General features: G+C 48.4%; 21 protein-coding genes and 1 riboswitch. Of the genes, 7 read left to right on the top strand and 14 right to left on the bottom strand.

Annotation, left to right across the window (positions count from 1 at the left end; all coding sequences use genetic code 11):
• The first annotated feature begins 36 nt into the window (after positions 1-36).
• On the top strand, positions 37-810 hold the full coding sequence (locus AC50Y3_RS20380; protein WP_494820556.1) for a sugar phosphate isomerase/epimerase family protein: 774 nt from the start codon (positions 37-39) through the stop codon (positions 808-810).
• Between the two features lie 22 nt (positions 811-832).
• Here AC50Y3_RS20380 and AC50Y3_RS20375 read toward each other — a convergent pair whose 3' ends face one another.
• Positions 833-1,702 (bottom strand): AraC family transcriptional regulator, encoded by an 870-nt coding sequence (locus AC50Y3_RS20375; protein ID WP_494820555.1) that lies wholly within the window; start codon positions 1,700-1,702, stop codon positions 833-835.
• Between the two features lie 165 nt (positions 1,703-1,867).
• Between AC50Y3_RS20375 and AC50Y3_RS20370 the strand changes: the two genes are divergently transcribed.
• The 3 genes from AC50Y3_RS20370 (at position 1,868) to AC50Y3_RS20360 (ending at position 7,885) form a co-directional block, all read left to right on the top strand.
• Positions 1,868-2,947, top strand: a complete 1,080-nt coding sequence (locus AC50Y3_RS20370; protein WP_210655585.1) for a Gfo/Idh/MocA family protein — start codon at positions 1,868-1,870, stop codon at positions 2,945-2,947.
• 191 nt (positions 2,948-3,138) lie between these two features.
• Positions 3,139-3,233: riboswitch (cyclic di-GMP riboswitch) on the top strand.
• A gap of 85 nt (positions 3,234-3,318) precedes the next feature.
• Entirely contained in the window at positions 3,319-5,088 is a 1,770-nt protein-coding gene (locus AC50Y3_RS20365; protein WP_494820554.1) for an ATP-binding protein, read from the top strand.
• Complete coding sequence (locus tag AC50Y3_RS20360) at positions 5,078-7,885, top strand: bifunctional diguanylate cyclase/phosphodiesterase (protein ID WP_494820553.1); 2,808 nt, start codon at positions 5,078-5,080, stop codon at positions 7,883-7,885. The genes AC50Y3_RS20365 and AC50Y3_RS20360 overlap by 11 nt, the downstream gene beginning before the upstream one ends.
• 72 nt (positions 7,886-7,957) lie before the next feature.
• Here the strand turns inward: AC50Y3_RS20360 and AC50Y3_RS20355 are convergent, their stop codons facing one another.
• The 4 genes from AC50Y3_RS20355 to AC50Y3_RS20340 all read right to left on the bottom strand — a co-directional run bounded on the left by AC50Y3_RS20355 (position 7,958) and on the right by AC50Y3_RS20340 (position 10,707).
• Positions 7,958-8,110 carry a DUF6254 family protein gene (locus tag AC50Y3_RS20355; RefSeq protein ID WP_177186578.1) on the bottom strand — a complete coding sequence of 51 codons (153 nt, stop codon included), beginning with the start codon at positions 8,108-8,110 and terminating at the stop codon, positions 7,958-7,960.
• Positions 8,111-8,203: 93 nt separating this feature from the next.
• A complete protein-coding gene (gene cydS / locus AC50Y3_RS20350; protein ID WP_494820552.1) occupies positions 8,204-8,305 on the bottom strand; it encodes a cytochrome bd oxidase small subunit CydS family protein in 102 nt (33 codons plus the stop codon).
• Positions 8,306-8,329: 24 nt separating this feature from the next.
• Positions 8,330-9,355 (bottom strand): cytochrome d ubiquinol oxidase subunit II, encoded by a 1,026-nt coding sequence (locus tag AC50Y3_RS20345; protein WP_494820551.1) that lies wholly within the window; start codon positions 9,353-9,355, stop codon positions 8,330-8,332.
• On the bottom strand, positions 9,352-10,707 hold the full coding sequence (locus AC50Y3_RS20340) for a cytochrome ubiquinol oxidase subunit I (protein WP_494820550.1): 1,356 nt from the start codon (positions 10,705-10,707) through the stop codon (positions 9,352-9,354). Before AC50Y3_RS20340 ends, AC50Y3_RS20345 begins: the two co-directional genes overlap by 4 nt.
• 403 nt (positions 10,708-11,110) lie before the next feature.
• Here AC50Y3_RS20340 and AC50Y3_RS20335 point away from each other — a divergent pair, with 403 nt between their 5' ends.
• The 3 genes from AC50Y3_RS20335 to AC50Y3_RS20325 all read left to right on the top strand — a co-directional run bounded on the left by AC50Y3_RS20335 (position 11,111) and on the right by AC50Y3_RS20325 (position 13,583).
• Positions 11,111-11,980, top strand: a complete 870-nt coding sequence (locus AC50Y3_RS20335; RefSeq protein WP_494820549.1) for an alpha/beta fold hydrolase — start codon at positions 11,111-11,113, stop codon at positions 11,978-11,980.
• 258 nt (positions 11,981-12,238) lie between these two features.
• Positions 12,239-12,877 carry an NAD(P)H-dependent oxidoreductase gene (locus tag AC50Y3_RS20330; protein ID WP_494820548.1) on the top strand — a complete coding sequence of 213 codons (639 nt, stop codon included), beginning with the start codon at positions 12,239-12,241 and terminating at the stop codon, positions 12,875-12,877.
• Positions 12,878-12,899: 22 nt separating this feature from the next.
• A complete protein-coding gene (locus tag AC50Y3_RS20325) occupies positions 12,900-13,583 on the top strand; it encodes an NAD(P)H-dependent oxidoreductase (protein ID WP_494820547.1) in 684 nt (227 codons plus the stop codon).
• Here the strand turns inward: AC50Y3_RS20325 and AC50Y3_RS20320 are convergent.
• The 9 genes from AC50Y3_RS20320 to AC50Y3_RS20280 all read right to left on the bottom strand — a co-directional run bounded on the left by AC50Y3_RS20320 (position 13,580) and on the right by AC50Y3_RS20280 (position 21,888).
• Positions 13,580-13,792: a hypothetical protein gene (locus AC50Y3_RS20320; RefSeq protein WP_494820546.1), complete on the bottom strand. Its 213-nt coding sequence runs from the start codon at positions 13,790-13,792 to the stop codon at positions 13,580-13,582. The genes AC50Y3_RS20325 and AC50Y3_RS20320 overlap by 4 nt on opposite strands.
• 14 nt (positions 13,793-13,806) lie before the next feature.
• The gene (gene cyoD, locus AC50Y3_RS20315) at positions 13,807-14,133 is read right to left on the bottom strand and encodes a cytochrome o ubiquinol oxidase subunit IV (RefSeq protein ID WP_494820545.1); all 327 of its coding nucleotides are present in this window, start codon (positions 14,131-14,133) and stop codon (positions 13,807-13,809) included.
• 1 nt (position 14,134) lies between these two features.
• The gene (gene cyoC / locus AC50Y3_RS20310) at positions 14,135-14,725 is read right to left on the bottom strand and encodes a cytochrome o ubiquinol oxidase subunit III (protein WP_494820544.1); all 591 of its coding nucleotides are present in this window, start codon (positions 14,723-14,725) and stop codon (positions 14,135-14,137) included.
• Complete coding sequence (locus AC50Y3_RS20305) at positions 14,725-16,692, bottom strand: cbb3-type cytochrome c oxidase subunit I (RefSeq protein WP_494820543.1); 1,968 nt, start codon at positions 16,690-16,692, stop codon at positions 14,725-14,727. Before AC50Y3_RS20305 ends, cyoC begins: the two co-directional genes overlap by 1 nt.
• 17 nt (positions 16,693-16,709) lie before the next feature.
• Positions 16,710-17,750: a ubiquinol oxidase subunit II gene (cyoA, locus tag AC50Y3_RS20300; protein WP_494820542.1), complete on the bottom strand. Its 1,041-nt coding sequence runs from the start codon at positions 17,748-17,750 to the stop codon at positions 16,710-16,712.
• Positions 17,751-17,906: 156 nt separating this feature from the next.
• Positions 17,907-18,155 (bottom strand): hypothetical protein, encoded by a 249-nt coding sequence (locus tag AC50Y3_RS20295; RefSeq protein ID WP_494820541.1) that lies wholly within the window; start codon positions 18,153-18,155, stop codon positions 17,907-17,909.
• A 95-nt stretch (positions 18,156-18,250) separates the two neighbouring features.
• Complete coding sequence (locus AC50Y3_RS20290) at positions 18,251-19,348, bottom strand: Ger(x)C family spore germination protein (protein ID WP_494820540.1); 1,098 nt, start codon at positions 19,346-19,348, stop codon at positions 18,251-18,253.
• A gap of 3 nt (positions 19,349-19,351) precedes the next feature.
• Positions 19,352-20,449, bottom strand: coding sequence for a GerAB/ArcD/ProY family transporter (locus tag AC50Y3_RS20285; RefSeq protein ID WP_494820539.1), 1,098 nt, complete (start codon positions 20,447-20,449; stop codon positions 19,352-19,354).
• 2 nt (positions 20,450-20,451) lie between these two features.
• Positions 20,452-21,888 (bottom strand): spore germination protein, encoded by a 1,437-nt coding sequence (locus AC50Y3_RS20280; protein ID WP_494820538.1) that lies wholly within the window; start codon positions 21,886-21,888, stop codon positions 20,452-20,454.
• Positions 21,889-21,920: the final 32 nt, after the last annotated feature.

The raw sequence follows: 21,920 nt of genomic DNA, 5'->3' as shown, positions 1-21,920 counted from the left end.
AAATCACTTTAGAAACTCATGGAGGTGTTTGATCGAATGGTTGCTTACGGTTGGTGCAGAGGGATCGAGGACGCAGCGCTTCTTCACAAATACGGGTTTGATTACATCGAGTGTCCTCTGTCCGCCCTGCAGCTGGAGAACGAAGTCTTGCATCAAGAATTGCTGCCTGTTTATAAGGAGAGTCCACTGCCTGTCTATGCGTTTAACTTGTTTTTCCCCGGCGATATTAAGGTCGTTGGTCCCGATGTAGAACCCGAGCGGATTCGGCGATATCTGTACCGCGCTGCGAAGGCGATGAATCAAATCGGTTCGAAAATTTCCGTGCTTGGAAGCGGGAGAGCGCGTGACATACCGGATGGATGGGAACGTAATCGGGCGGAGGACCAGCTGCTCACTTTACTTAGCTGGATTTCGGAGGAATTTACGGGCAGCGGCGTAAAGCTGGCTATTGAACCGCTGAACAAGAAAGAGACCAATTTGATTGGCTCTGTGGCGGAAGCTGTTCATTTCGCGAAACAAATTAATCATTCTTCCATTCGGGTGCTGGCTGACTTCTATCACATGGATGAGGAAAGCGAAGCGCTGGATACATTGACCGCACATAAGGACTGGCTTGCGCATATCCACATCGCAGATACGGGCAGATTATCACCGGGAACCGGGCAATATCCATATGCGGAATTTGCCGCGCAGCTGACGGCAGCAGGCTACAAAGGCGGGATCTCCGCAGAATGCAGCCTTCAGCGACTAGACTCAGAATTGCCGACCAGTCTGACATTCATGAAACAATCCTTCCAGCGGATTGGCTGATAGGCTGCCGTTCAACGTAAGATTAGGCGCGGTTCCACTCCAGCATTTTCTTCTGGAATTGTTTTGGCGAGCAATCATTATATTTCTTAAACATTTTATAGAAATGGGCCATATTCGGCATTCCGATCCGATCGCCGACCTCGGACACGCTTAGGTCCTTCGTGAGCAGAATACGCTCGGCCCATTTGATCTTGCGATAGTTCACATACTCCGTGAAGGACATTCCGATCGCCTTCTTAAAGAACTTAACGAAGTAGTAGTAACTCATATTGGCTAGCTTCGATACTTCTTCAACCTGAATGCGGTCGGTTAGATGTTCTTCCACGTAGTCGATGACCCCTCTGAGGCGAGCACGGTCAAAGTCATCATGATCAGCAAGCACTTTCCTCGAATCGCCTCGAATCAGAAGGAGGAGCAGCTTCTTTATGTACATGCTGACGGCTAGCTCATATCCGCTTTGCTTTGTCGTGACTTCCTGCAGAATGCCGCGGATACATTCCGACGCCTCTGCCCGAGTGGATTCATTCTCTTGAAAAATATAATTCGCCCGGCTGAGCGGATTCTTCGTCTCGGAGAAAAATCGCATATACGGCATCGAGCTTTGATCGATGAATTGCTCCAAATCAAACTGCAAAACGATATAATTCAAGGGACTGCTTAAGCTGCGATCGCGATGAAGCTGCCTTGCGCCGATCAACGCGATGTCGCCCGTTTGTAGTTTTATGCACTCATCTTCGATATTTACGTCAAGCTCGCCGGTGATGACAAGCAGCAATTCGATTTCGCGGTGATAATGCCAATTGATAAACAGATCGTTATTCCGCAGGGATTGAAACACTTTTATGGAGAGCAGCGGGTTCTCGTAAACGACCTTCTCATTGTAAAATTCCACGGTACCATCCCTTCAATAACAAAATCACATAAAACCATACCTATATAGCGCCTATATTTTAGTGGACAAGTTCGTCTATACTGTAGTCAGTTGTGTCTCTCTAACTAGCTGACACGCATACTACAAATTATATCATTTCGAGGCTCATGGAGGTAGAAATTTAAAATGTCAAAAGTACGTGTAGGCATTATTGGCTGCGGCGGTATCGCCAACGGTAAACATCTCCCAAGTTTGGCCCAAGTCAAAGACGCTGAAATCGTTGCTTTCTGCGATATCATTGTTGAGAAGGCTGAACAAGCAAAAGCGAAATACGGCACTGAAGAGGCAAAAGTATATTCTGACTATAAACTACTGCTTCAAGACGCGTCGATCGACGTGATTCACGTTTGTACGCCTAACGATTCCCATGCGGTCATCTCCATCGACGCATTGGAAGCTGGCAAACACGTGCTTTGCGAGAAGCCAATGGCTAAAACAGCTGCTGACGCTCGCAAAATGCTTGAAGTTGCAAAACGTACCGGCAAAAAACTCAGCATCGGTTACAACAACCGTTACCGTGCAGACAGCCGTTACCTGAAAGAAGCTTGCGATGCAGGCGAGCTTGGCGAAATTTACTTCGCTAAAGCACATGCAATCCGTCGTCGTGCTGTTCCGACATGGGGCGTATTCTTGGATGAAGAGAAACAAGGCGGCGGACCGCTTATCGATATCGGTACTCACGCGCTTGACCTTGTATTATGGATGATGGACAACTACAAGCCGAAAGTCGTTCTTGGCCGCGCTTACCACAAGTTGTCCCAAAACGAAAACGCTGCGAATGCTTGGGGCCCATGGGATCCAAAACAATTCACAGTTGAAGATTCCGCTTTCGCTATGATCACAATGGAGAACGGTGCAACTGTTATCCTTGAGTCCAGCTGGGCGCTTAACTCGCTTGAAGTCGATGAGGCTAAAGTTTCCCTCAGCGGTACTAAAGCAGGCGCTGACATGAAAGACGGTCTTCGTTTCAATGGCGAGCACAACAGCCGCCTTTATGTAAACAAAGTAGAACTTAACAGCGGCGGCGTTGCTTTCTATGAAGGCGCGAGCGAAACTGCAGAAGTTCTTGAAGCAAGCATGTGGATCGATGCCGTTAAAAACGACAAAGAAACTTTCGTTAAACCAGAGCAAGCGCTTGTGGTTTCCGAAATTCTTGAAGCGATCTACGAGTCTTCCCGCACGGGCAAGGCCGTATACTTCGAGTAGAATTACAAACAAGGAAGCCGGGGATGGCGTTGTCATCCTCGGCTTTTTTTATATAATTAATGATGTTACATATATTTTGCCGATTCGACAAAATCAGCTAATCTTCTACGTATTTCGCTCTGTACAGTTCCGCAAAAAAACATATAATGAGAATTAAATCCAGTCATTAGAAGAATTTTACAACTAAATACCTAAGTTAAAGGCAAACCATTTGGAAACTATGGGACGCAAAGCCATGGCCTAAGGGATCACTCCTTGTGATGCTAAGGTAGACAAGGTTGCCGAGTAGATGTCATCCATCCTATTCGGGTGGTTTTTTATTGCCAATTTGCAAACAGCATGCTAAGTCAATGAACCGGAGGAAGGTTGGCATGGCATCCATCGCACTCGTCGCCATTTCATTTGTACTCGTATTCAGCTCTTCTTTAATCCTCTTTCATCTCTATCGGCGTATTCATGCAGCCGGGTACACAACTTTCTTCTGGCTTATGAGTGCGGCCTTTGTATTTGGTATCGGGGTGTGGTCCATGCACTTTGTGGCACTGCTGGCCTATCCATTCCCGGTTAAAGTGATGTACCATTTCGGTTATGTGTTTCTCTCCATGGGTGTGCTAATCACCTTGTCAGCGCTGGCGCTAATCTTGTTTGAGCGTGCTGCGCAGCGACAACGGACGAGCCTGCTCGTTCTAGGCAGCTTGGTTCAGACGGGCGGCATCGTAGCGATGCACTATATTGGAATGAAAGCAATCAAAGCCCATGCGACGCTCCACTACGAATCAACTACAGGTTTCCTATCCATCATCGTTCTGTCCGTTGTGCTGGGTTTCGTATTCACAAGTCAGCATCGCTTCCACAAACTAAGCCGTAAGCGGCAGTTAGTCCACGCTTTACTCCTTTCCGCAGCTGTTGAATTTCTTCATTATAGCAATATGCCAATGATGCATGGCATCACTTCACTGCGTGCGGGCGAATCGGTGGCATTATCGCAAAATCAATTCTTTCTTGCCATTAGCATTAGTTTGATCGTATCCGTAATCTGCATGTATTCGATCGTCATCATGATGATCGACAGCCGTTTGAAGCAGAGCGAAGAGCGTCTGAAACGGATGAATGAAGCGTATTCGCACATCTTGGATTCCGTGGCAGAGGGCATCTACCGGGTGGACGAGCGGGGCAAAGTCATCTTTTGGAATCAAGCAGCTGTCCATTTAACCGGGTTCGAGGCTTCTGATGTACTTGGGCGAAAGATTGGACTGCGGGCCTTACAGACAGAGGGCGAGGAATGGGATCCCATCGAGAGGGTTACACGCACAGGCAGTGCTGAATATATAGCGGATGATTTGTTCCGACGCAAGAATGGGTCGACATTTCCGGTGGAATATCATATCACGCCGATGCAGGGTAAAGGCGAGCAAGCCGGTGTCGTCATTAACTTTACCGATCTGACGCAGCGCAAGGCGCAAGAGTCGTTTATCGTGGAATCGGAGAAGCTTTCGATGGCAGGCCAGCTTGCAGCTGGGATTGCACATGAGATTCGAAATCCGCTCACGGCGATTAAAGGATTTATGAAGCTATTTCAAAACGGCATGAACAAAATGGAGTATGTTGCCATTATTAGTTCTGAAGTCGTTCGAATGGAAGGCATCATCAAAGAGCTGCTTCTGCTTGCGAAGCCGCAAATCAGCCGGTTTCAAGCGACCAATCTATGTGACCTTCTGGCTGGTGTTTATACGCTGCTGGAATCACAGGCCATTCTGAAAGATGTGAACATCGAGCTGCAATTCTCGGAGCAGGAGCTGCTTATCTATTGCGATGAGAGTCAGATCAAACAGGTATTCATTAATCTCATCAAGAATGCGATCGAAGCAACGGAAGGCGGCGATATTCGGATTTCCGTAGAACAGGTCGGCAACCAGATCATGACCTCGATTGCAGATAACGGCTGTGGTATTCCTCAAGAAATGCTCGATCAGGTAGGGAGACCGTTCTTTACGACCAAGGAGCAGGGAACAGGCCTTGGACTTATGATCAGCAACAAAATCATTTCCAGTCATGGCGGGTCAATTTCTATTTCCAGCAAAATGGGAGAGGGTACGACGTTTCAAGTGGCACTCCCTGGGGGGTATCGAAATGGTGCATAATCATATCGAAGGAAGCTACAACTGGTTCTTGGTATGTCTGTCGTTTATTATTGCGTTGTTCGCTTCGTATACGGCATTGAATTTAGCGAGACATGTGCTGTTGTCCGAGGGCTGGAAGAAGAGAGGATGGCTGTTCGGCGGAGCGGTCGTCATGGGGATTGGGATCTGGTCGATGCATTTTATCGCGATGCTCGCTTTTCACCTGCCCACCGGCGTGACCTATGATTTTGTGACGGTTTTAGTATCGATTGGTGTGTCTATAGTCGGCGCATTTGTCGGTTTTGGAATTGCCAGCCATTCGGGCAGCGGAAGGCTAAGGTTGATTGTAGGCGGTACCATTATGGGGCTTGCAATCACCGGTATGCATTACATAGGCATGTACGCCTTAACGGGACTTACGGTTACTTATAACCCATATCTGTTCTCGGTCTCGATCCTCATCGCGGTGATGGCATCCATTGTCGCATTGATTTTCTCCTTCCGCAGAAATAATCATTACTGGCTAAGCGGCCTCATCATGGGCATTGCCGTTACAGGCATGCATTATACAGGGATGTCGGCAGCCAAAATGTCGATGCCCATACATATGCTTAGTCGTATGTCCGATTCGCAGGCGATGGATTTTATCGAAATGGCGATCTATGTAGCTTTCGGTACGATCGTGATTATGGCGGTGAGCTTAATCAGTTCGATGAGTGTCGATAAGAAGCTATCGGAGCAAATGTCGCTTAAGGGTTCTATATTAGAGTCGGCTATCGATTGCCTCATCATGTTTGATCATAAAGGAGCCATATTTGAATTTAATCCGGCAGCGGAGCACCTCTTCGGCTATCCGCGCAGTGAGGTTATCGGCAGGCCTATCGTTGAACTGCTCATGCCTGAGCTGCCCCGGGATAAGACATCGGTGAACTGGATGCTGTGCATCGGGGATAAGACCGTGCTCGGGACAAGGGTAGAGACGATTCTGTCGCGAGGCAATCAGACTGCGTTTCCCGTGGAAATTATCGTGACGCGCATTCGCAAAGAGAAGTTCCCGATCTATACAATGTATTTGCGTGATTTATCGGAACGCAGGCTTGTAGAAGAAGCGCTGCGCGAGAGCGAGGAGCGTTATCGGAAGCTGGTCGATTTCTCTCCGGAGCCGATTCTGGTTCATTATCAAGGTGTTATCTCCTTCGTAAACGAAGCAGCGCTGCGTACGTTCGGTGCCGAGCAGGATGGCTTGATCGGGAGAGGGTTCCTGGAACTCGTTCATCCGGAATGTCTTGCATCTGCGGCGCAGTGGCTGGAGCACATTCAAGCCGGCTCAGCGAAAGGCGATCCTATTGAGCTGAAGATGCATAAGCTCAATGGCACGATGATCGATATCGAAGCGAAGTCGATTCTGGTTCATTTTGCCGGACAAGCCTTGATTCAAACGATCGCTTGGGATATTACGGATAAGAAACGTTACGAGAATACGATCAGGCAGCTGGCTTATTATGACATGCTCACCGGGCTGCCGAACCGGAATTGGTTCAACCTGTATTATCCCGAATTGCTTCAGGTGGTGAGCGCAAGAGGGCAGCAGGCGGCACTAATGTTTCTCGATCTAGATCGCTTTAAGCTGATTAATGATACGATGGGACACTTGATGGGAGATCGGCTGCTGCAGCATTTTGCGATGATGCTCAGTGAGTCGATTGGGGACAACCGCATGGTTGCGCGATTAAGCGGGGATGAGTTTGTGGCGATCATCCAGGACTGCGACCGCGCACAGCTGGAGGTCATGGCGGAAACGCTGATAAGACGAGTGGCTGAGCCGTTTCAAGTGGATAACCAGGAGATTTTCATCACATCGAGTATTGGTATTGCGATATATCCGGAGGATGGCGAAACGCTTGAGATGCTGCTTCAGAATGCGGATACGGCGATGTATGCGGCGAAGGAGAAAGGAAAGAATCAGTTCCAATTCTTCGAATGGTCCATGAACCATTGTCAGGCGCGCCGTATGAACATCGAGCAGGCACTGCCCGCTGCGATCGAAGAGCAGGCGTTCCATCTTGTTTATCAACCGATGTTTAATGCGGAGGAAGGTCAGTTGATTGGCGTCGAAACGCTTGCCCGCTGGGAGCATCCGGTGCTGGGATCGGTTTCGCCCTGTGAATTCATCCCGGTTGCCGAGAGCACCGGTCATATTATTGTGCTTGGTGAATGGATTCTGCGCATGGCCTGCAAACAAATGAAAGGATGGCACGATGCCGGACTCCCTAAAATTCCGGTGGCTGTCAATTTCTCCGTCATCCAGTTTAATCAAGATCAAATCGTAGACATGATCGTTCGTGTATTGGGACAAACCGGTTTGGACGCCAAATATTTGGTCGTGGAAATTACGGAGAGTATGGCGATGCAAAATAACATTGCCATCATCAGCAAGTTCCATGCGCTCAAGCAGCTCGGCGTTTCGATCTCCATCGATGACTTTGGTACGGGCTACTCGTCCTTATGTTATCTGAGACGGTTTCCGATCGATACGCTCAAGATCGATAAATCCTTCGTACAGGATGTTACCGGTGCTGGCGAGGATACCGCGATCGTCGAGGCCATTATTGCGATGGCGCGCAGTCTGAAGCTGCAGGTGTTGGCTGAAGGGGTGGAAACGGAGCAGCAATCCGAACGCCTCTGCCAGCTGGGCTGCACGGATATGCAAGGCTATTGGCACAGCAGGCCGCTATCGATTCAGCATTTCGAGCAAACGTATCTAAGCGCGGCTTATCTGGCAGGAGTTGAAGCTGCTGCAGGTGCGGCGGCGGGATAAGCTGCAGCTCCACAAAAGAAGCCACCTAAACCACAAAAGTTGTGGTTTAGGTGGCATTTTCCTTATTACGGACTAGTCGCCGTTATTGCGGGCATTCTCATAGCCGGCTACGCCGGAGGTGCCTTCATCAGAAATTTCGGCGAGCGATTTGACCTCGCCATGAGGCTTCTGGTTCTGTTTTCGACTTTTCCATGCGTTCTCTCGGCGGTTCTTCGAAGATGTCATAGTGGGTGAATGCTCCTTTATAAATATCTGTGATCGTTGGATCGGGATCGTACCCATTTATCGTGTGCGATTGTGCCGCTTCTTATGACATGATTAACGTTTCGGCTTCGGCTTCCGGGCTCCCCACCAGAACAGATATCCCACAGACAATACCACAACTAGCAGCGGTGCAACGAAGATCAGAAATTGCTCCATTTCGGTTCAGCTCCTCCAGAAGGGTTATTTGCCGCGCTTGCCCTGTACATATTTGGTATCAAACAAGAACAATCGCATGAGCAGGTAAAGCGACGGAATCAGCAGCAGCAGCCCGAGTATGAAAACGGAAATAAGCGCAATGGCCATCGGCTCGCTGGTGAAATTATCGTGAATCGTTAAATACGGATACAGAATGTACGGTAAGTGAGCTGCGCCATAGCCGAAGAAGGCAAAGCCGAACTGCAGCATGACGAAGACGAAGGATAGTCCAAGACGTTTGCGCGTCCACACATGATAGACCGCGACCAGGAAGCAAGCGAAGGATACCACGAACATCCACGCATGCTCCGTCATTCGCTGGTAATGCTCCGCGTTATGGCCGCGAATAGCGAAGAATACGAGCAGGCTGCTTAGAATTGTAGGTGCACTCCAGGCGAGCGCGTATTTGCGCACGACCTCGAAGGCGCTTCGGTCATTCGCACGGTCTGCATAATAGCTGAGAAACATGGCCGAAATGTAGAGCACACTGACAAGCGCCAGCAGCACTACAGTCCATGAGTATGTGCTGTGGAACAGTTTACTGAAGAGGAAGCTGACTTGACCGGAGTCACTGACCTCAATGTAGCCGCCTTCCGAAATCGTCATTACGGTTGACAAGGAAGCGGGAATAAGCAGGCCGCTTGCACCGTAGAGCAGCATGTAGAAGCGGTTGTTCTTGTTCGTGCCATAGGTGTTGAAGGCGTAATACGAGCCCCGGATAGCGAGCAGGATTACTGCGACACTGCCCGGAATGAGCAGGGCGGTACCGTAATAGTAAGCCGTATCCGGGAAGAACCCGACCATCCCAACGAAGAAGAAGACGAGAAAGACGTTCGTGACCTCCCAGACCGGAGAGAGATATCGTTCAATAATCTTGTTGATGACATGGCGTTTGCCCGTAATCGTGCTGTAGTAACTGAAGAAGCCTGCGCCAAAATCGATCGAAGCGACAATTAAGTAACCGAATAGGAAGATCCAGAGCACGGTTATGCCGAGTACTTCGTAGCTCATTCCGCGTCGCCTCCTTTGATGCCTTTCGCCTCGATTTCTTGTTCAGCCGAGTTGCTGCGGAACATACGGATCAAGACGGTTACTGCCGAGAAGCCCAGTACAATGTAAAGCAGTGCAAATACCCATAGCATCGTATCCACATGATCGGATACGGTTGCGCCTTCCGATGTGCGCATAATGCCGCGAAGAATCCAAGGCTGACGGCCAACCTCCGAGAAAATCCAGCCATGCTCAATGGTCATCATCGCCAGCGGAGCAGCAAGAATGATGCCGCGGAGAATCCATTTGTTGCTGAAGGCGAGTTCACGCTTGCGCCATAAGGTGAGCATGAAGGCTGAGGCAACCAGGACCATCAGCGCAACGAAGCCCATTTTCAAATCGAACAGGTAATGAATATAGAGCGGCGGATGTTCGTCCTCCGGGATGTCATTTAGACCGGTTACTTCCGCATTAGGTAGTCCGTGGGCGAGAATACTAAGCGCAAACGGGATTTTGAGCCCATATTTGATTTCATTGTCGCCCGTCAATATCCCGCCAAGCACAAGAGGTGCTTCGGTTGTCGTGTCGAAATGCCACTCCATTGCCGCGAGCTTCTCAGGCTGATACTTAGCCAAATATTTGCCGGACAAATCGCCAATGATTGCACTTGAGATTAAGAAGATAAAGGCGGAAACCATAGTTAGCTTGAGCGCTTTTTTATAATACACATGATTGCGGCCCTTAAGCAGCGACCAAGCGGATATTGCAGCAAGAACGAATGCGCAAGTGAGGTAAGCCGTAACGAGCACATGCGAGACTTTGGTCGGCATTGCCGGGCTCAGCATCGCACCGAAAGGTGAAATGTCTGTGATTTTGCCGTCTTTCACGGTGATGCCGGCCGGTGCATTCATGAATGCGTTAACGACTGTAATGAAGAAGGCAGAAGCGGACGACCCGATGACGACAGGGACGAGCAGCCAGAAGTGTGTCATCTTGCTTTTGAATCGATCCCAAGTGTACAGATAAATGCCGAGGAAAATAGCTTCGAAGAAGAACGCGAACGTCTCCATGAAGAGCGGCAATGCAATCGACTGCCCCGCTACCTTCATAAAGGTTGGCCACAGCAGACTGAGCTGCAGTCCAATCGCAGTCCCCGTCACAACCCCAACCGCCACCGTAATGACGAAGCCCCGTGCCCATCTGCGCGCCATCAGCAAGTAATGCTCATCATTGCGTTTGATCCCGATCCACTCCGCGAGTGCAATCATAAGCGGGACCCCTACACCAATCGTTGCGAAAATAATATGGAAAGCAAGCGTGAGTCCTGTGAGCATTCGGCTGTACATGACCGGATCATAACTGCTAAGCAGCATATGTAATCCCTCCCTAGTGCTTGATGTTGTATTGCATGGTTACGAATTATTTAAACAAATAGCGAGACAGAGATAGCAGCATAATGACCGCAACGATGATGCAAAGCAGGATAAGGCGTTTCTCTTGTTTGGCTACACGGCTGCTGTTTTTCGGGTTTTGCGAATGGCCGGCCAATAGGATCCCTTCTCTCATTTTGATGTCATGTGGTGGTTACACGCTTATTATATCCGATCTATGTGATTATTTTCACATGAATTGTGACGAGGGTTTGAATTCTGGGGAAAGGGTTGTGGGAGTACTGATCATAATCATACTCCCACATACATCCGATTGGTCTTAGATGGGCTATTTATTCATATTTATAGTAAGTCTATTGAACCTTGCAAGGATGGTGAACTGCAGATGTCCTTGGCTGTGCGGTATAAGAAAATGAACATCGAAGGGCTGGAAGTCTTCTTTCGCGAAGCAGGGAATCCGCGCAATCCGGCCATTATTCTTCTTCATGGATTTCCGAGTTCTTCCCACATGTTTCGGGATTTGATACCGCTATTGGCCGATCGCTATTATGTCATTGCACCGGACTATCCCGGTTACGGATATAGTAGTATGCCTTCAGTGGTTGAATTCTCATATACGTTCGAGCATCTTTCCTTGGTTATCGAACTATTGATTCATGGACTTTGCATTCCTCGCTATATTCTGTATTGCCATGACTACGGCGGCCCTATCGGTTTCAGGCTCGCCATACGCCATCCGGAGCGGGTACTGGGTTTCGTCATCCAGAACGCAGTTGCACATGCTATAGGGCTTGGACAACCATTCGATTTGTTCAAGGCACTTTGGGCTGATCCGAGTCCCGAGAACAAGGCAGCGTTTGCCGCGCTTGTCGATAAGGAGTTCACGAAGAAGCAATATACCTTTGGCGCATGTAATCCTTTTCTAATTGGTTCGGACGGCTATACGATGGACCAGCTTTTCCTGGATCGGCCGGGAAATGCAGCCATTCAGTTGGCACTCGGCTACGATTACCGAACTAATGTGGAACAATATCCGAAATGGCAGCAGTATTTGCGGACCTATCAGCCTCCGACTTTGATTGCCTGGGGCAAAAATGATTTTATTTTCACTTTGGCAGGGGCGTATGCGCTCGAACGGGAGCTAACCTGTGTCGAGCTCGTACTGTTATGTGGCGGGCACTTTGTCCTCGAAGAAGAGAGCGTCACGGTTGCTGGATTAATCAAATCATTTTTTTGCCGGGTTTACGGATTTTAGTGGTGTAAGGATAGAAATGAACAAATGAAACGGACGGCGCCCAGCCGATCCGTTTCATTTGTGTTGCAAATAAATCCGACTTTAATCGTAATTGCAGCATGACGCGACTGCGACATGGCATAAATTATCATTGACCGTTATATTTAATTTATAGTAACATACAAAAAGTGAGAAGCTTAATAAAAAGTAATAAACGTTTATTAGGAATAAACGTAGACGGATAAATTCCGAATAAAAAACGAAAGAAGGATTATGATTATGTCCACTGTTTTGTATATTACCGCTCATCCGAATGAAACCGAAGCCTCGTATAGCTTGGCGGTTGGTAAACAATTTCTCGAAGCCTATACGGCGGCCAATCCGAGCGACGATATCGTACATCTTGACCTATTTAAGATGGATATCCCGCGCATCGATGCTGACGTATTTAGCGCCTGGGAGAAACTGGGATCGGGAACGGCATTCGATCAATTAACGAGCGAGGAACAAGCGAAAGTCGCTCGACTCGGCGAGTTGGTGGATCAATTCGTAGAAGCAGACAAATATGTTTTCGTTAACCCGACATGGAATTTCTCGTACCCTCCGGTGCTGAAAGCATATATTGACTCGATTTGCGTTGCCGGAAAAACGTTTAAATATACGGATAAAGGTCCAGTCGGTCTTCTAGACAACAAAAAAGCCATCCACATTCAAGCTAGTGGAAGCGTATTGTCCCCAGGCTCCGATTATGCTGATTTTGAAATCGGCCATCGTCATTTGGACGTGATTATGAAATTCATCGGTGTTCCGAGCTTTGAGGCCATCTTCGTAGAAGGCATGGCGGCTGCGGCGGACCAAGCTCGCCAAATTAAAGAAACTGCCATTCAACAAGCTTGGAAGCTGGCAAAAACATTCTAAGTATTGAAGGAGTCATGTTAACGTGATCCAACTTCTTAAAAAAATATTCAGCTCTAATAACGGCGATGGCCGTAAAGAAAAAGTGTTGTATATAACGGCTCATCCCAAAAATCAAGATACTTCATATAGCATGTCCGTCGGCGCTGCATTTATAGAGACTTACCGAAAAGCAAATCCGAACGATGAAGTGATACACCTGGATCTTTATAAATCCAACATTCCGGAAATCGATGCCGATGTCATGAACGGTTGGAAGAAAGCGGGGGAAGGCAAGCCATTATCCTCTGCGGAACAAACCAAAATCGATCGTCTGAACGAGCTCGTTGATCAATTTGTGGATGTAGATAAATATGTTTTCGTGAATCCGATATGGAACTTTTCGTTTCCGCCCGTGTTGAAGGCTTATATCGATTCCATCTGCGTAGCTGGGAAAACGTTTCAGTATGTGGCAGGCAAAGGTCCGGTTGGATTAATGAATGGTAAAAAAGCGGTTCATATCCAAGCCAGCGGAAGCGTATTGTCGCCTGGATCGGACTTTGCCGCATTCGAAATGGGGCATCGCCACCTGAATGTGATCATGAAATTTCTTGGCGTTCCGACCTTGGAAGGAATCTTCGTGGAGGGCACGGCTTCAGCCTCCGACCAAGCGAAGATGATAATAGATAAGACGATTCGAAAAGCGCGTGAAGTAGCAAAGACTTTCTAAATGGAATCGAATATAGCATCCGGTGATTTGCCAGTCATAAATTGTGCGATAAGTCTTTTAGTTGCAGCTGCTTCCGTCCACTGGTTCGATTCCATCAGAACCTGGATGGCTTGCTCTAGGGTCGCAAAAAACGCGATTTGCATCTCCTGCAAATGGATCGAAGCTTGAGAGAAGAGCCGATGCCGAGCCCAAAGTGATGGGGGAGGCATCGGCTCTTCCTCGTCTAATACATTTTGTTATGATCCATAATCCATACGGAACCGTAGATGACGACCACGACGATGATCAAGCCGAGAATAAGCGTTATGAGGTTATAACGCGGTCCATTTTCTTCGCGCAAGTGCATGAAGAATAGCAACTGCACCGCGAATTGCAATACCGCCGTGACCAGCAGGACAACGATCGTTGAGGTTTTCCCGAACCAGCCGTTCATGACGGCCAGAATCGGGATGATGGTCAGGATGATCGAGAGCGCGAAACCGATCACATACTCCTTGAGCGAGCCATGGTGACCGTGATCTCCATGTCCGATAGCATTGTTATGCGCCAATCTACATCACTCCCATCAAGTAAACGAACGTAAATACAAAAATCCAGACGGCATCTAGAAAGTGCCAATACAGGCTTGTGATATGTACTTTGCGCTGCGTCACCGGTGTAATGCCATGCTGGGTTAACTGGATGATCAACGAAGTGATCCAGCAGACGCCCAGCGAGACGTGCAGCCCGTGTGTACCAACAAGCGTGAAGAAGCCTGACAGAAACGCGCTGGAATGAATTGTATGGCCCTCGTGGATGAGCTTCAGAAATTCAGTCACTTCCATGCCAATAAAGCAGGCACCGAGCAAGATGGTCACAACAAGCCAGCCTATCAGTCCTTTTTTGCTGCCCGCATTCATTGCCAGCACAGCCAGACCGCTTGTGAAGCTGCTTGTCAGAAGGATGAATGTTTCGGCGATGACGCCGGGCATCTCGAAGATTTCTTTGGCCCCCGGACCGCCTGCCGTATTCTCATGAAGGACGAGAAAGGTGGCAAACAGCGTCGCGAACAAGATACAGTCGGTGATCAAGAAGATCCAGAAGCCGAATTTACGGAGCTCTTCCAGATCGTGATGGCCTTCATGCGCATGAGCGTGCGCCATTAGATACTCCCCCTTGCATTGGCTTCGGTGCGCTTGATTTCATCGACAGGGATATAGTAATCGGTATCGTAGTTGAACGAATGCGCCAGCATTGTCAGCGCAATCCCGATGAAACCGGGAATCGCGATCCAGAGCCAGTGAAAAACAAGGCCAAAGCCGACTGTAAACCAGCAGATGGATTGAATGAAAGGGATCGGCGAGTTTTTCGGCATATGAATGGGCTCAAGCGCCGGCTTCTTCTTAGGCGCTTTCCCTGCGGCGATGCGCTCTTTCTCCTCCCACCAATCATCTCTGTCCGTAACGAGAGGTGTCGTCGCGAAGTTATAGAGCGGTGCCGGCGATGGAATGGACCATTCCAGTGTACGGGCTCCCCACGGATCGCCGGTTGTGTCCTTCTCCATGAACTTGATGCTGTGCGCGATCTGCCATACCTGGAACAGGAAGCCAAGGCCCATCAGGAAACCGCCGATGGTCGATGTGAAATTGAGCGCCCACCAGCCGGTATCCCAGTCGTACGAATTGAGCCGGCGAGTCATGCCGTCTAGTCCGACCACGTACTGAGGCATAAAACATACATAGAAACCAATGTTCCATATCCAGAACGCCCACTTGCCGATGGTTTCATTCAGCTTGAAGCCGAACATCTTCGGCCACCAATAATACAAGCCCGCAAAGTAACCGAAAGCTACCCCGCCGATGAGCACTTGATGGAAGTGAGCAATGAGGAAATAGCTGTTATGAAACTGGAAATCCGCAGGTGCTACCGAGAGCATCACCCCGGTCATGCCGCCAACGACGAAGCATGGGATAAACGCGATTGTCCAAAGCATTGGAGTAGCAAACGAAATTCGCCCGCGGAACATGGTGAACAGCCAATTGAATATTTTCACGCCTGTGGGAATCGCGATGATCATCGTTGATATTGCAAAGAAGATGTTGACGTTTGCTCCCGAGCCCATCGTGAAGAAATGATGGAGCCATGTGAAATAGGCCATCAGACTTATGCTCATCATCGCAAACACCATGGATCCATAGCCAAACAGGCGTTTCCTGGAGAAGGTTGCCACCACTTCCGAGAAAATCCCGAAAGCAGGCAGAACGACAATGTATACCTCCGGATGGCCCCACATCCAGATCAGGTTGACGTACATCATGGCATTACCGCCGCCGTCCATTGTGAAGAAGTGCGCACCCAAGAAGCGGTCCAGGAACAGGAGCGCCAGCGTTACGGTCAGCACAGGGAACGCGACAATAATCGCAATGCAGCTTGAAAGGACCGACCATGTAAAGATCGGCACCCTCGACCAGGTCATGCCGGGAGCCCGCATTTTGACAATGGTAACAATGAAGTTAATGCCCGTCATCAGGGACCCGATCCCGGAAATTTGAATGCCCCAGATGTAGAAGTCTTCCCCTACTCCGGGACTGCCGGTCATCTCTGAGAGTGGCGGATACGACAGCCAGCCGGCATTCGGCGAGCCGCCGATCACGAATGACATATTAAACAGCATCGCGCCGAAGAAGAACAGCCAGAAACTTAGCGAGTTCAGGAACGGGAATGCGACGTCACGCGCACCGAGTTGCAGCGGCACTGCGATGTTGAATAAGCCGAACATGAGCGGCATCGCCATGAACAGAATCATAATGACGCCATGTGTGGTGAACACCTCGTTATAGTGTTCCGGCGATAAAAATTTCATCTCGGGAAAAGCGAGCTGCGTCCGCATCATCAGCGCGTCGACGCCGCCGCGGAACAACATAAGCAGCGAAGCGATGATGTACATAATCCCGACGCGCTTATGATCGACGGTCGTCAGCCATTCCCGCCACAGCCAGCCCCATTTGCCAAAATAGCTAAGCACGAAGATGATAGCCACCGTCGTCAGCGCGATCGCCACATCCGCCCCGTAAATCAACGGGTCGCCTGTGACAAAGAACCACGAGACGAAATCTTTAATTTGGTCCATCACGGAAGCCTCTCCCCTCATTTGCCATGATTCATGTGCATGTTATCCATTTTATGATAGGAATGCCCGGAGCCGAAGCTGCCTAAGTTCGGGTTATCCTTTTGCGCGTTATTTCCAGGCGGCAGCTGACCGCCTTCCGAATGCTCGGCTGCCTTTTCTCCGCTAAGCGTTTGTGCCTTCTGAGTATATCCCGGAGGTGCTCCGCGGCTCATGGAGTAGACATGGACGATTCGCTCGAACAAGCCGGACGGGATGGAAGCGAACGTCATCGGCCCTGAAGTGCCCGGCTTTGCAAGATTTTGATAGCCCTCTTCGGATAAAGCATTCCCGCTAGCTTTCGCTTCAGCCACCCATTGATCGAAATCCTTCTGCGGAATGGCTTTGGCAGTAAAGCCCATTCTCGCGAAATCGCGGCCTGTGAAATTTGCTCCGGTACCCATATAGTTACCGGGTTCATCGGCTTGAAGATATAACGTAGTTGCCATGCCGGACATCGTATAAATCATCCCGCCAAGCTGCGGCACCCAGAACGAATTCATCGGTCCGTCTGAGGTAAGCTCAAACTTAATCGGCGTCTGCTCGGGAATGACCAGATGGTTGACGGTTGCGATACCTTGATCCGGATACTGGAACAGCCATTTCCAGTCCAACGACGTTACTTGTATCGTGATAGCCTTCTTATCGGACGTGATCGGTTTAGCCGGATCTACCGCGTACGTGTAGTGCGCAGTCACAATAGCCAAGATCAGAATGACAAGAATGGGAATGCTCCACCAGATGATTTCCAGTTTGGTACTGTGAGACCATATAGGCTGGTATGGCGCATTGTTGCCCTTCTTGTCACGGTAGCGCCATACGATCCAGGCTGTAATGATGATCACCGGAACCAATATAATGAGGCAAAGGAGCACCGTGAAATAGATAAGGTCACGCTGTTGGTGACCGATCGGCCCTTTCGGATCGAAGACAATCATCGATTTGCAACCCGAAGTAAACAGGATGGTGCTTGCCAAGACGCCGCTTGTAGATAACAGCCGCATGAGCTTTGAAATATTCATTAGTTCCTCATCTCCTAAACATCACCTTGGATTAACTTAATTTTCCCCGGAATGCGGATCAATATTACAGCGGCTTCTGCTGTTAGTCTTATCCATACAAAAGGGGCTGCTCCCATGTGAAGGAAGCAGCCTTTAAATCGATCCATGTGAAGTTACTTATTCGGATTCAGCCTTGCGTTTTTGCACCAGGCTGATTGCCGTACCAATCGTATAGATGAACACACTGCCGACCAAGAAGCCGATGCCAGTCATTAATGACTTATTATTGTCGCTAAAATCTTCATAATTGATGAGACACAACACCACACCAATAATTAGCGCTAACCAAGCGGCAATTTTCATGGTTAGAAACAGCGCGTTACCTTCACGTTCCGTTTTTTCATTCGATACCGATTTCGTCGTCAATGGACGTTCACTTCCTCAAAAGGATCTATTTCATATTCTTCCTGTTAGTATGGACATCTATTTGTTTTTTAGTTCATCAAAGCAGGACTATATCGTCAGAGCATAACGCCGGAGTTCAATAAAGTGATCTTGATCTGTGGATGAATCGGAAGAAGCGGGTACTCTTTGCGCCAGTCCATTCGGCTCCATTGCTTATAGTGGTAAGCATGGAGTTCGCGAGCGATACCCAAGAAGTCGCAATTCGCCTTTTGCATTTTTAAAATCGTTTTAAGGGCTTGTTTATTGACTTCAGCTGTCAGTTCTTTTTCCATCTCTTTCAAATCCTTCTCCGTTAATGCCTTATCGGTTGTCTTCGTATCCAATAAGACCGCTCGAATCTCACTAGGAAGCGCTACTTCAGTCACTTTATCACCCTTAATACTGACGTGGATGTCTCGTTTGACATCCTTCACCCAGAATTGAATGGGAGATTTGTCGATATCGAATATGAGGTAAACGCCGGTTCGGTGTCCATTCCTCATAAATAAAGCCATTTTGGTTTGATCCATCGAAAGATCAACGCCGGAATATTTGCCCTCCCGAAATAAAGCCAAACCGTCTATGAAAATCTTGTCTTTCTCTGATCGAATTAAAGGTAAAGCGACATCAACGAATGGATCCGGTTTATCTAGAATGAAGCGAAGCAAGGTTTTTTTAGGTATGATATTGGATTCTTCCGCTTCTTTTAGCATGACGACCAAGTAATTCGCGACCGTCTTTCCTTGAATCCTGCCTTTTGTGAGGAGTTCGGATACGTTACCGTCATAGACGGCGACGCTTGAGGTAAGCGGAAATGTTGAGATTCGTCCAAGAACATTCATTTCATTCGCAGGATTAGTGGATGCATACGCTTTGCTCAGAATATATAATCGACTTTGATTAAAGGTCAATTCCCCGGCCGTAGAGAGGTCGGCGTGTTCTTTGGCATCGGACAAGTTTGCACCTTTTACGGAGATTATTTCTTTCTGTGGTTTTCCTCCGCCTTGATGAGCTTCGTTTAAAAACGAAATCGCAAGACTAATATTGGTTAATTTATTATTCTCCACCTTGTCTAAGCCTACAACATCGATCATTTGAAGGTTATTGATTGCAGTATTATCCCAACAACCACACAACGTAAGAAGCAGTACGATAACCCCGCAGATCTTTTTCATATTTTATCCCGCCTTGACGTTAATCTTTTTTGGAAATAGGAGCAGTAGGAGTGGGATGCCTGCGACGCAGACCAGGCTGTAGATATTGTAGGGAACGCCTGCCAGAGTAGAGATAACGCTTTGTTTAGACAACCAGCATCCGATTGCAAAACAGAATCCCGTGCATATCCATACCCAACGAATATGGCTGCTCCCGGCAGGTTTGCCGATATAGCTGAGGCCTTTGGCAGCCAAATACAAATAAACGTAGACAGTTGCGGAAATGATTGTCCACCACATTGTAATAAATACGATGTCCAAACTTTGCACGACATCCCATTCGATTTGTTTAATGATGAAGACGATTGGTTCCGGAATTAGGCTCATTTGTTCCGTAGTGAAATTTAAAGTGCAAGCGATGACGACTGTAAAATAAATCAGCGTCGTCATCCCGTTTGCCAAAGTCATGACGCCAAGAAGCTTCTTGGGACTGGTGCTCTTGACGAGTGGAAAAGCAAAGAGCAGCAGGTCGTAGCCCAGGCAAGCCGAAAACCCTTGAAACACTCCGTAGACGAATGAAGTTCCTCCGCCGTGATGGAGGGGCAAGAGATTGCGAAATTCGAGATTCGTAAAGCTGCTATATATGATTAATACATAACCCGCAACAAGAATGTAAACGAGCGAATAGCTGATAAATGTAAGCACACGCAAAGAAGAAGTGGCGGCATATCCGCAAAGAAGGAAAAACAAGAGCAGCAGCGTCCACCATGGAGTCTTTGGCAGCACCCATCGGTTTACGATCTCCACGTAAATAACGGTGACGATTAGAGCCGAGTAAATATAATAGACAGCGAATAGGAGGGATAATACGCCGCCTGTGAACTTCCCTGTCAGCATGTGAACGTATTGAAATAGATTTTGGGTAGCATGTTTTTTGGCGAGCAACCAGATCAATACGATACCCAATTGGGCCACGAGTCCTCCGAACAGAACAGCCGCCCACCCGAGTGTGCCTGCATATTTCGCTTCCGCGAAGGGCAAAGACAAGACGCGCGTGCCTACCTGCATGAACAGCACGAGGAATAGCAATTGCCTGTAGGAAATAGACTCTTCCTTCATCATCGTTACGTCCACCCTTTATCATTGCGATTTCGCTGTTTATCTAGAGGTGCGGCTTCTTGCGGACGTTTATTGATAAGCCAGAAAGGCGCTCTCAGCAGCGTGTCTTTAATGGCCCCATCGGTGAAGACGGGATAGAAATAAGGAAGACCCATGGTATTCATTCGGCAGAGATAAATAATCACGAATAAGAAAGAGGCGGTAAGCCCAATTAATCCAAATAGCTGGGATAGCAAGAGAACCGGGATGGAGACGATTCTGACGGAGTTGCTCATCTCGTAAGACGGCAAAATGTACGACGCCAAACCGGTGAAAGCAGCGACAATCACGGCAGTATTTGAAATCATATTGGATTGAACGACCGCGGTTCCGACGACGATACCTCCGACGACACCGATTGCTTGTCCGATCGGACTTGGAAGTCGTACCGTCGCTTCTCTTAATATTTCAAGTGCAATCATCATGAGAAACACCTCCGCTATCGGCTGAAAGGTGATATACTTTAGTGCTCCTTGCAGCGTTAATGCGAGATTGAGCGGAAGTACGTACGTTTGATTGGATGCAAGCGAAATATAGAGTCCAGGCAACCCAATTGCAATCAGAAAACAAATTGCGCGCAGCATTCGAAATGTACTGCCGATTAACCAATTGATTTGATAATCGTCCGGCGATTGCAGAAAGGACCAGAAAGAAACCGGCAAAATGGACGCTTCCGGGGACCCGTCCGTTATGATGGCGACTTTACCTTCCAATAAGTAAGCTTTCGTCCGATCCGGGCGCTCCGTTGTCAGGATCTGCGGAAACAAACTGAATGGATGGTCCTGAATGTATTCCTGAATGAACCCGGGCGCATACACGTAATCGACATCGATTTGTTGAAGTCTTTGTTCGATGAGACGAATCACGTCGGGATTCGCGACTCCCTGCAAGTAGACGACAGAGATTTTCGTACGCGATAATTTGCCCAATGTGAAATTTTTAACGACGACATCGGAAGAGGCGGAACGTCTCCTTACTAAATTGATGTTCGTATCCAAGTCCTCGATGAACGCTTCTTTGGAGCCCCGCAATACCCGCTCAATTGTGGAAACGTTGATCGTGCGTTCTTTATGCAGCTCTGTGCTGAGCAGCCATAATTGAGGTTCCCCTTCTTTTTCCAGCACCGTTTTCCCTTGCACGATTTCTTGTACAGCTTCTTCGAAATCCTTCGCCGGGAGAATCTCTTGAACGGTGACGATTTCTTGGATGTTTCCGTCCGGATTTTGCGATAATGGCTTAATGATGTGATCTTGAAAGACGGATGAATCTACCATCGTATCCAAGTAGAATAGTCGATATTCAGCATCCGGAAAGCTCATCGTTTTCATGGTTAAATCCGAGCTGGACGATAACGCCTTCACGAACTTTTGATAGGTTTCTTGAGAGGGAGAACTGGTTTTCATAGCCGTTCCTTCCGTGAGCGTGCCGGTTTATT

It is taken from the genome of Paenibacillus sp. J22R98 (assembly GCF_059383835.1).
The sequence above is the reverse complement of the archived record's forward strand: the minus strand, read 5'-3'. Positions and strand labels throughout refer to the sequence as shown.